Origin of the sequence: Lysinibacillus sp. FSL K6-0232 (genome assembly GCF_038008325.1) — a bacterium.
Taxonomy (GTDB): domain Bacteria; phylum Bacillota; class Bacilli; order Bacillales_A; family Planococcaceae; genus Lysinibacillus.
In genome coordinates this window covers 2,109,314-2,120,069 of sequence record NZ_JBBOYW010000001.1, presented here as the reverse complement: position 1 = coordinate 2,120,069, position 10,756 = coordinate 2,109,314, and the positions used below count along the sequence as shown (strand labels likewise).

The window sequence follows — 10,756 nt, the reverse complement described above, 5'->3', positions numbered from 1 at the left end:
CTGTTTTTTATGACAAATTGTCAAAAAATCAACTTATTTGGATATTAAGTTCAAATTAATTACCAAACTTATAGCATTTTCCCAGCGATTTAGATAAAATTGAAATGTAAGCCTTTTAAATATACATAATTGGGGGACGATTAATTATGACAAAGAAAAAACACAAGCTTTACACAGCAGCAACAACTGCAATGGCTGTGACAGCTTTAGCAGTAGTACCTGCTTCAGCGGCTGACTCATTTTCAGATGTAAGCAAAGACCATGCACATTTTAGTAGTATTTCAGCATTACACGAAGCTGGTATTATTAACGGTTTTCCAGATGGTACATTTAAGCCATTACAGGATGTAACACGTGGTCAAGCGGCAAAAATGATTGCAGGTGCTTTCGGGCTTACAACGGATGCAACTGAAGAAGACCCGAATTTTAAAGATGTAGCTACATCTAGCGCATACTATGATGCTATCGTTACATTAGTGAATCTTGGCGTTGTACAAGGTTATGAGGATGATACATTCCGTCCAAATGATACAATTACACGCGGTCAAATGGCAGTGATGGTTGCACAGGCAACAGGCTTAACAGCAGAAGGTGAAAGTCCATTTGCAGATGTACCACAAGATAGCCCATATGCAGATGCTGTAACAGCATTATATGAAGCAGGCATTGCAAAAGGTCTTACTGCAACTGAATTTGGTGTAGAGAAAAATGTAACGCGCGGCCAACTAGCAACATTTATTGTGAATGCATTAGGCTTAGCTGAAGAAGAGATTGTAGTGGAGGAAACAACAGAAGAACAATCAGAAGAAGAGCCAACAACAGAGGAGCCAAAAGAGGAGCAACCTGAGGCATCAACTGAAGAAGCTGTATTAGCAGACGTATTTGCCAAAACATTAGCGAAGCAGCAAGAGCTAAAAAGCGTGAAGGCAACAATGACAATATCGCAGTCAGTGGAAGTAAGCGATGGTCAGGAAACAATGACAATGGATTCTAAAGGCAATATGTCCATGGAAATTGTGACAGAGCCAATGCAATTCTTTACAGAAGGTACAATGGCAATCACAGACCCAACAAGTGGTGAAGCGTTTGAATTACCAATTAAAATGTATATGACAGCTAAAGATGGCATGTATATGTATGAGGCAGATCAACAAGCTTGGGTGAAGTTCCCAAGTCAATTATTTGAGGATGCGCTGAGCCAAACAGGCATGCAGCCAGATGCAACGGAGCAATTAGAGATGCTACAAGCATTTGCTGATGAGTTTACATTAGAGGAAACAGTAAGCCATTATCAATTAACATTAAAAGGTGCTGGCGATAAATTTATGGAGCTTGTGGAGCAGCAGCTTGGTGCAATGGACTTAGGTATGGATGCTGACCTAGAGGCACAATTAGGTAATATGTCTTTCGATAACCTTGCATATACATTAGTGATTAATAAAGAAACATTTGATGTAGAAGAAATCACAATGGACATGACAATCAATATGCAAGTAGAAGGCAATACGATGAAAACAAGACAGCAATCAACAATCAAGTACCATGATTTTAATGCTGTTACAACAATTACAATTCCACAAGATGTGCTTGACAATGCTGTAGAATTAGATTTAAGCGAAGCAACAGCAGCATTAGAAAGCAAAAAAGTAGAAGTTACAGCAAACAAATAAGATATAACGAAAAAGTAGGTTTATGCCAAATTGGTGTAAGCCTATTTTTTTCTTTACAAAAAAACAAACCTCCAGTTGCTGAGCACCGTTTATAGGGTGGAAAGGGGGCGCAAGGTTGCGAATACATGAATTAGAGCAAATAATGGAGCGGCATACAGAAAGATTAATTCGCTTAGCCTTTTATTATGTCAGGGATTTACAGAGCGCTGAGGATATTGTGCAGGAGGTTTTTATTAAGTTTTACAACAACGCACAAAGCTATGAGGAGCGCGGTGAGCTAAAAGCTTATTTATCGAAGCTAGTTGTTAATAAAAGCAAGGATTATTTACGTAGCTGGACCTATCGTAAAATACAGGTGCAGCAAAAAATTTTTTCAAAGCAAGCGACGATAAGAAGAGATATGCTTGTGCAGCAGGATGAACAGACATTGATTGAAAATGCCATTGTTGCATTGCCATTGAAACAGCGAGAAGTAATTATTCATTTTTATTTTGAAGAACTGTCTGTTTTGGAGATTGCAGCGCTCTTACAAATTCCTGAGAGCACAGTAAAAACAAGACTACGTCGTGGGCGAGAATTATTAAAGCCAAAGCTTCGGCATATTGAATGGGAGGTGCTGATACATGAGTAAAGTAGATGTCAGGGTAATCAGGGATTTATCTGCAAGTAAGAAGCGTGTTATGGCAAATGTTGTACAGCATTTGGAGCAACGACATACCAAAAAACCATCTAAACGCTGGCAATATCGTGTACTAACAGCAGTGATAAGCATTTGTATTGGATTATTTATTTATATGCAATACAGGGATGCCCAGCAGCAGGCTTCACAGATGGCACCTATACTGGATGAAAAAATATTAGAGCTATCGTTACAAAGCGATGCTGAAATGAATGGCAAAAATCGTCTGTATAAAACTAGCTTTGATAGCTTCCTTTCTATCGAATCCTCCTTTGCCTATGCACAATCAAAAGGGCTAGTGCCCACACAGGAACAGATAGCTACGAAATTAGAAGAATTAAAGGCGCTATTTTACGAGGGTGCACCGACACTGAGTGAGCGTTTAGCCATGCTGCAATTATCACAGGAGGAATTTATCGAAAGCTATCTGAAGCCGATTGCCTATAAAATTGCTACAGGCGAGTTATTATGGGATGTGACGAAAGCTGATTATCCCAATACAAGTGACCCGATTCGTAGGTGGTTTGTTGAACAGGAGGCAATGAACTACTTGGAGCAGCATTATCAGCAGGAAATTGCCGCTTTGCGAGAGAAATATAAAATATCTGAGAAGGATGGTCAATGGGTTTTTACAAGAAGTGGTATGGTCGTAGCGTTAAAGGAGCATGAATTTTTAGTCGTATCAGGTGCATTTCCAAGTGATATCGCAAAATTGTCCGTAGAGGAAATTGTGGAAAAGCATACTAATGGTACATGGTTTCCTTTGGTCAATGCGCCTAAAACATTATCCATTGGTGATCGGGTAGAGGTGCAACATAACAAGACAATTGCAGGCGATGGCTCTCAGGCTTTTATTGATTTTAAAGATAACTTGGGGATAAGGATAGTGGAAGAAGGTAAATAATAGTGGACTAGACATTCTATTATGGAATGTCTAGCTTTTTTATCGTAAACCACTCGCAAGATAGAGTGCTGTTGCCCAAATAAAAATGGCTGAGCATTTATTAAAAATAAGCATTAGCTTGCCAGAGCCATCCAATTTTTTAATGGATGCTCCTGTAATCGTAAGCCCAAAAAACCATAGCCAAGAAATTAATACACAGGCAGTAGTGAAAATAAGCTGCTCTACACCGTTATATTTTAATGCGCTTGTCCCAATGACACCAACTGTATCTAAAATAGCGTGTGGATTCAATAACGATACCGAAAGCGCAAAGATAATTTGCTTTTTCATCGGCAATGCTTCATTGTTATCTGTTGTGGCTGGATTTGCACGCCAGATCGTATAGCCTATATAAAGTAAAAACATAATACCAACAACTATTAAGGAAATACGTAGCCATTCAAATTGTAGGACAATTAATGACAGACCGAATACCGCAAGCAGAATAAGCACTGTATCGCAAATCGCAGCTGTAATACTTGCTGGCAGAGCGCGAAATAAATTGGGCTGTGTAGCACCCTGAGAGAAAACAAATACATTTTGTACGCCTAATGGCAAAATAAGCCCAAATGCTAAAATCATTCCATGAAAAAATGCTTCCAACAACAATCCCTCCTTTCATTGTTAATTGTAGATATGGTATAACTAAAAGAAAACGACCAATTGGATGGCTTTTGACCCATCCAATTTTTTGAGATGAAGGGTGATGCATATGAGCTGGCAGCCAAATCGACAAAGTGATACTACATTGCAGCAGCAAATTATCCAATGGGTAACAGCACAGGTGGAACGAGGCGATTGGGTGGCAGGCACAAAGCTACCTACGCAACGACAGCTAGCGCTACAGTTTGGTGTGAATCGCAGCACGGTTCAACAGGCTTTGGAGGAATTAAAGGCAATGGGCATTCTTGAGGCAAAAGTAGGCTCAGGTATTTATGTTACACATAATTCTTGGCATGCATTAATCCAACAAACACAGCCTAATTGGCAAACCTATATTGAAACAAGCATCCATAAGCCCAATTACCATACGATTCAATTAATCAATGACTATGAGCAGCGTGATGATATGATTCGCTTAGGGACAGGAGAGCTAGCACCAAGCTTACTGCCAATTAAGGAAATGGAAGCATCACTGCAAGAGCTATTATTTCAGCCAAAAGCACTCGGCTATTCATCACCACAGGGCAATGCCAAGCTTCGTGCAGCTATTTGTAAGCATGTTCAAAAAAGAGGTATTACTGCCGAGCCTCAAAACGTCTGCATTGTATCAGGCGCGCTTCAGGCTTTGCAGTTAATTGCGGTTGGTTTGTTAGAGCAAGGGTCTATTGTATTTCAGGAATCGACCTCTTATTTAAACTCGATTCATCCCTTTCAATCAGTTGGTATGCAAATGGTGGGTGTGCAACGTGATCATCAGCTCGCCCAAACATTATCGCAACGCAAACGAAAAAAGCAGGCTGTGTTTTATACGATTCCAACCTTACATAACCCAACAGGCGCTGTCTGGACAGCACAGGAAAAAAGGACGCTTTATGAGGCATGTCAGGCAGCGCGGATTCCTATTATAGAAGATGCTGTTTATGATGAATTGCTGTTCGAGGCGACAGCACAACCCATTAAGGCAATGGATAGCAGTGGACAAGTTTTATATATTGGCAGTGTTTCCAAAACATTAAGCCCTGGGCTGCGTATCGGCTGGCTAATTGGACCAACAACTGTTATCGAACGACTAGCCGATATTAAAATGCAGACGGACTATGGCTCTAGTGCGATTTCACAGGAAATTGTGCTGCATTGGCTGCAATCAGGCAAATATGAGCAGCATCTCGTTGCTTTACGTCAGCAATTACAGGCACGCGCCCACTTCGTTGAACAGATTTTACAGGAAAAATTTAAGAATATGGCAAGCTGGCAAACACCAAAGGGCGGCTTTTATATTTGGCTGAAATTTCATGAGCCGATTGTCGATAAAGAATTTTTTATGAAGCTATTGCATCGACAAGTTTTAATCAATCCTGGCTATATTTATGACCCTCAGGATCATCATCATATTCGACTATCGTATGCGTATGCAAGCTATCAGGAATTGCGAGAGGGATTAGCTATTTTGTATACATATGTAAAAAGCAGGTGAGGAGCACTCACCTGCCGTTAATTAATATTGGTATTTCTGACGTGTTATCAGCAAAATGGCGATCGCTGGCACAGTACAAATCAGCATGGCAGCAAAGGATAGACCTGGGGAAAATTCATATAAATAGCCGCCTAAAAATGTTAAGATGGCTGTGCTTAAGCCCATTGCTAATGCCGAGTAAAGCCCCTGTGCATTTGGAATTTGCTCCTTTGGTAAGGTTTGCGTTAAATAGCGAATAAAGGCAAAGTGTGCAAGAGCAAAGGATAGTGCGTGCAATGTTTGAGAAGCAATAAAAACCCAAACATTTGGAAACATAAATATTAGTAGCCAGCGTAGGGAAGAGCCACTCGCTGCCAGCAGTAATAAAGATGAGGAGCGCCATTTTGTCAATATTGTATCAGCCTTCATAAAGTACAGAATTTCACAAATAACAGCGATATTAATAATCATGCCCATATAGAAGGGGTCTACCTGTAAATCCTCTAAATAAATATAACCGTAGCTATAGTAAGAGGCATGTGCTCCCTGCAATAAAATAACAATCAATAGCACAAGCGGGAAGCCTTTTATTTGCCATAATGTTTTCATGGATAGTGATTTAGCACGCTGCTCCTTTGTCGGCACAGTGAGTAATTCCTTTGGTGTTGCCAATTGCTGCATTAACAGCATACCAGCTAGCCCAATAATCATGCTCCAAAAAATCGCATTTTTACCAAAAGCACCTGTTAGCATGCTAATAATTAATACAGCGATAACAAAGCCAAGTGAGCCATAGGAGCGGCTCTTACCATAGTGAATATTGCTATGCTGGACAAGCGTTGCAGCACTGCTTTCAACAGCGGGTAATAATGCTGGATAAAATGTGCTAAATAAAATCGTCACGATTAATAAGGCGATAAAGCCAGTGCTTGGGATATAAAGCAATGCCGTTAGTAGCGAGCCTATTGCTAAAATCGTAATTAGACGCTTATTATGTACATATTTTGCAAGCATAGGAAAGAGCAATAGATTCGAGATGGCACGTGCCAATAAGCCACAGCCCATAACAACACTTGCTTGAGAAACTGTTAACTGTTTAGCGTCCACAAGCCAGCCTGTCCAATAGGGAAGGAAAATGCCCCATGTCATAAAAAAGGTAAAGAAACTTTGAGAAAGCCATCGTTGATGATTCATATAATTATCGTACCTCCAGTAACTATGTTGAATCATAGCACGTTCATCGCTACAATAATGTGAGATATCTCATATTTTTTGAAGGAGCGCATAAAAAAATGCATATTTTAACAGGGAAGGCGCGTAGTGATTATTTAAAAAAGTATCCCATTGATGATTTTTTTTCATTTGATATTGAGCCATACCTTGAGGTTTGCCAATTTGCTAAAGGGGAATGGATTTTTCAGGAAGGCTCTTTTCCAGATACATTGTATTATATGGTTGAGGGCAAGGCAAAGCTGTATATGACGCATAAAAATGGCAAGGTTTCATTGATTGATTATTTAGAGGCACCTCTTTTTATGGGGGAAATCGAGCTGTTGAATGAGGCGAGGTACACAAAGGGCATTCAAACGGTCGCAACAACCATTTGTTACTCTATTCGTCAGTCATGTAAGGAAAAGTTACTTGCAGATGCTTTATTTTTACGTAGACTTTGTTTATTTTTAGGGGAAAAAGCAACGAATATGACGGCTAAATATACACAAAATCAAGCCTATCCACTTGAAAATCGTTTAGCTGCCTTTATTCAATTATCTGCCGAGCAAGGCATCTATAAAGAAAAGCATACGGAAATCTGTGAATATTTAGGTGTTTCCTACCGTCATTTATTATATGTATTAGCGCAGTTTTGCGAAGAAAGAATATTGGAAAAACGAAAAGCGGGTTACTATATTATTGACGAAAAGCGTTTATCCCAGCTAGCGCAGGATATTCAGTAGCGTTAAAGACCCGAACTTTGAGGATAGTTCGGGTCTTTATTATATTCACTTTTTTTAATGAGCCAGCGTGTAACTTCCTTGTTGCTACGGTAAAAGTGTGCCTCATGATTTAGAACGTTAAAGGGTAAACAGCCTCCATATGCTTGTATCATATGGAATGTAAGTAGTGCTCCTTGTACAAATGCTGTGCTTGTTACATAACCATTACTTTTCATTCAACATGCCCCCTTTTGTCGTTATCTTTATTGTACAAGAAGGCTTGTGAAAATAGCCGTTATTTACAAGATTTTAACAAAACCTTTATGTAACCGCATTCATATAATTGTGGGATGAAAACCATAGAAAATGGATATCTATTCTTGAAAAAAAGTGTACTCAAACTATTGTGAATTTTCCTAACGCGAAGTATTATTGTATGTAGATTTAACGTGAAGGTTTTCACATAGTCACGAAATCGTTAGGAGGAATTTGAATGAGTGCAATTCGAGTAGGTATTGTAGGATATGGAAATTTAGGACGTGGTGTGGAGCATGCCATTTCACAAAATCCAGATATGGAATTAGTAGCGGTGTTTACACGCCGTGATCCTTCAACAGTTAACGTAGCAAGTAATGCTAGTGTATATTTAGTAGATGAAGCAGAAAAATTCCAAAATGACATTGATGTTATGATTTTATGTGGTGGCTCTGCAACAGATTTACCAGAGCAAGGTCCGCATTTTGCACAATGGTTTAATACAATTGATAGCTTTGATACACATGCGAAAATTCCTGAATTTTTCGAGGCTGTTGATGCAGCGGCACAGCAAGCTGGGAAAGTATCTGTGATCTCAGTGGGTTGGGACCCAGGTTTATTCTCGTTAAATCGCCTACTAGGAGAATCTGTCTTACCAGTTGGTACAACATATACGTTCTGGGGAGATGGCTTAAGCCAAGGGCACTCTGATGCAGTTCGTCGTATCGAAGGTGTTAAAAATGCTGTTCAATACACATTACCAATAAAAGAAGCTGTAGAGCGTGTACGTAACGGTGAAAACCCTGAGCTATCAACACGTGAAAAACATGCCCGTGAATGCTGGGTTGTGCTAGAAGAAGGCGCAGATGCAGCAAAAGTTGAGCAAGAAATTGTGACAATGCCAAACTACTTTGATGAGTATAACACAACAGTCAACTTTATTTCTGAAGAAGAGTTTAAAGCAAATCATACAGGTATGCCGCATGGTGGCTTCGTTATTCGCAGCGGTGAGAGTGGCGCTAACGATAAACAAATTCTTGAATTCTCATTAAAGCTTGAAAGTAATCCAAACTTCACATCTAGTGTATTAGTAGCCTATGCACGTGCAGCACATCGCCTAAGCCAAGCAGGTGATAAGGGCGCGAAAACAGTATTCGATATCCCATTCGGTCTGCTATCACCAAAATCAGCAGCTGAACTACGCAAGGAATTACTATAACTCTCAACGAGCCCTGATTATCATTTATTTGATAATTAGGGTTTTTTATGGCGTGGATAGAAATGCAAAAGTGATGGATAGAACTATGAAACTGACGGATAGCCATGCTAAATCGACGGATAGGACTCAATCCGTCCGAATAGGAGCTCTGAAAACACAATGCTTCCCATCAGGCAAACATATCAGTAAAATAGAGGAGGTTAGGAGGATTGTTGTGTGAAAGATCAACGCTTTAGAATAGCGCATAAAGAGGCGCTTATTGGGATAGGACTTGTCCTCATTAATTTTGCCATTTGGTTTGGCTTTGCGTATGGGCTGGGTGCAGGTGATCCAGCAAATTATTCGTATATCCTAGGATTTCCTGCATGGTTTTTCTATAGCTGTATTGCGGGGACAGGCTTTATGATCCTGCTTATCTGGATTGTGATGAAGCTCTTTTTTAAAGAGGTTCCATTTGGGGAGGAGGATCGCTAATGCATTGGCAAGTTGTGTTTCCATTGGTATTATTTTTGATAATTATTTTTGGTATTGGTATTTGGGCTAATCAGCATATTCGCTCTTCCAATTCCTTTTTGCAGGAGTATTTTCTTGGCGGCCGTGAAATGGGCGGCTTTATCCTTGCGATGACGATGATTGCGACCTATGGCAGTGCAAGTAGCTTTATTGGAGGCCCTGGGGTTGCTTATACAAAAGGGCTTGGCTGGGTATTGCTGGCAATGGCACAGCTGCCTGCGGGTTATTTTGTGCTGATGATACTAGGGAAGAAATTTGCGATTATTGCTCGCCGCTATCAAGCCATTACATTAATCGACTTTTTACGAGAGCGCTATCAAAGCCATACCATTGTGATCGTATCGGCTATTAGTATTATTGTCTTTTTATTTTCCGCAATGATGGCGCAATGGGTAGGTGGGGCACGTTTAATTGAGTCATTAACAGGCTTAAGCTACACAGCGGCACTTTTTATTTTTGCGATTTCTGTTTTAGTTTATGTCATTATTGGCGGCTTTCGAGCTGTTGCCTTAACAGACACTGTTCAGGGTACGATTATGGTGATTGGGACAATTATTTTATTAATCGGTACCATTGTGGCAGGGGGTGGCATCGACAATATTATGGCTTCACTCGTTGCTGAAAACCCTAATTTTGTATCACCATTTGGGGCAGAGGGGGATTTAACACCGCTCTATGTGTCAACATTTTGGATTTTAATTGGCGTAGGTGTTGTAGGGCTTCCGCAAATTGCTGTACGTGCGATGAGCTACAAGGATTCAAAAAGTATGCACCTTGCGATTCTCATTGGCACGGTTGCCATAGGGACAATTATGTTTGGGATGCACTTAATTGGTGTTTTAGCAAGACCTGTCTTACCGGGGATTGAAATTGGCGATAAGGTGATGCCATTACTAACATTAAAGGTGCTACCGCCATTTTTAGCGGGCATTGTACTAGCTGCACCAATGGCGGCTACAATGTCAACAGTCAATGCGCTATTAATGCTTGTGAGCTCAACAGTTGTGAAGGATATTTATTTAAATTATATAAAACCAGCAGCGAACGATACAGAGATTAAACGGGTAAGCTTTATCGTTACAACGGTGATTGGCTTAGCGGTTATTCTCTTTGCGCTGAATCCACCAGACTTTTTAATTTGGCTAAATTTATTTGCCTTTGGTGGGCTAGAGGCAGTCTTTATATGGTCGGTTGTGCTAGGGCTGTATTGGAAAAAGGCAAATAAATATGGAGCAATTGCCTCCATGATTGCAGGAATGACCTTATATATTGTTATTGATCGATACTACCCTTCTATTTTCGGCATGCATACAGTGACGATTCCAATTATGGCATCCTTGTTTATTTTTGTCAGCGTTAGTTTGCTGACACATCATAAAGTGAAAGATACAGCGCTCATCATTGAATAAAAAAATGCCGTAGAATAA

The 10,756-nt window shown here is 40.1% G+C and carries 11 protein-coding genes; 8 read left to right on the top strand and 3 right to left on the bottom strand.

From position 1 onward, the window contains the following. Window positions 1–146 precede the first annotated feature (146 nt). The 3 genes from MHB42_RS10355 (at window position 147) to MHB42_RS10345 (ending at window position 3,253) form a co-directional block, all read left to right on the top strand. Window positions 147–1,670, top strand: a complete 1,524-nt coding sequence (locus MHB42_RS10355; RefSeq protein WP_340805981.1) for an S-layer homology domain-containing protein — start codon at window positions 147–149, stop codon at window positions 1,668–1,670. A gap of 115 nt (window positions 1,671–1,785) precedes the next feature. Continuing rightward, on the top strand, window positions 1,786–2,301 hold the full coding sequence (locus MHB42_RS10350) for a sigma-70 family RNA polymerase sigma factor (protein ID WP_340805979.1): 516 nt from the start codon (window positions 1,786–1,788) through the stop codon (window positions 2,299–2,301). Then, window positions 2,294–3,253: a DUF3221 domain-containing protein gene (locus tag MHB42_RS10345; protein ID WP_340805978.1), complete on the top strand. Its 960-nt coding sequence runs from the start codon at window positions 2,294–2,296 to the stop codon at window positions 3,251–3,253. Before MHB42_RS10350 ends, MHB42_RS10345 begins: the two co-directional genes overlap by 8 nt. Before the next feature lie 39 nt (window positions 3,254–3,292). Here the strand turns inward: MHB42_RS10345 and MHB42_RS10340 are convergent, their stop codons facing one another. Then, window positions 3,293–3,895, bottom strand: coding sequence for a LysE/ArgO family amino acid transporter (locus MHB42_RS10340; RefSeq protein WP_340805977.1), 603 nt, complete (start codon window positions 3,893–3,895; stop codon window positions 3,293–3,295). 109 nt (window positions 3,896–4,004) lie between these two features. Between MHB42_RS10340 and MHB42_RS10335 the strand changes: the two genes are divergently transcribed. Then, window positions 4,005–5,429, top strand: a complete 1,425-nt coding sequence (locus tag MHB42_RS10335; protein WP_340805975.1) for an aminotransferase-like domain-containing protein — start codon at window positions 4,005–4,007, stop codon at window positions 5,427–5,429. A 21-nt stretch (window positions 5,430–5,450) separates the two neighbouring features. On the opposite strand, the gene MHB42_RS10330 is transcribed toward MHB42_RS10335, so the two are convergent. After that, window positions 5,451–6,602 carry an MFS transporter gene (locus tag MHB42_RS10330; protein ID WP_340805973.1) on the bottom strand — a complete coding sequence of 384 codons (1,152 nt, stop codon included), beginning with the start codon at window positions 6,600–6,602 and terminating at the stop codon, window positions 5,451–5,453. A 98-nt stretch (window positions 6,603–6,700) separates the two neighbouring features. On the opposite strand from MHB42_RS10330, the gene yeiL reads away from it, so the two are divergent. Continuing rightward, a complete protein-coding gene (gene yeiL, locus MHB42_RS10325) occupies window positions 6,701–7,363 on the top strand; it encodes a transcriptional regulator YeiL (RefSeq protein ID WP_340805972.1) in 663 nt (220 codons plus the stop codon). Window positions 7,364–7,365: 2 nt separating this feature from the next. Here the strand turns inward: yeiL and MHB42_RS10320 are convergent, their stop codons facing one another. Continuing rightward, window positions 7,366–7,578 (bottom strand): hypothetical protein, encoded by a 213-nt coding sequence (locus tag MHB42_RS10320; RefSeq protein ID WP_340805970.1) that lies wholly within the window; start codon window positions 7,576–7,578, stop codon window positions 7,366–7,368. A gap of 257 nt (window positions 7,579–7,835) precedes the next feature. On the opposite strand from MHB42_RS10320, the gene MHB42_RS10315 reads away from it, so the two are divergent. The 3 genes from MHB42_RS10315 to panF all read left to right on the top strand — a co-directional run bounded on the left by MHB42_RS10315 (window position 7,836) and on the right by panF (window position 10,738). After that, on the top strand, window positions 7,836–8,816 hold the full coding sequence (locus MHB42_RS10315; protein WP_340805969.1) for a diaminopimelate dehydrogenase: 981 nt from the start codon (window positions 7,836–7,838) through the stop codon (window positions 8,814–8,816). A 216-nt stretch (window positions 8,817–9,032) separates the two neighbouring features. Beyond that, the gene (locus MHB42_RS10310; protein ID WP_340805968.1) at window positions 9,033–9,290 is read left to right on the top strand and encodes a YhdT family protein; all 258 of its coding nucleotides are present in this window, start codon (window positions 9,033–9,035) and stop codon (window positions 9,288–9,290) included. Further along, on the top strand, window positions 9,290–10,738 hold the full coding sequence (gene panF / locus MHB42_RS10305) for a sodium/pantothenate symporter (protein ID WP_340805967.1): 1,449 nt from the start codon (window positions 9,290–9,292) through the stop codon (window positions 10,736–10,738). The genes MHB42_RS10310 and panF overlap by 1 nt, the downstream gene beginning before the upstream one ends. Window positions 10,739–10,756: the final 18 nt, after the last annotated feature.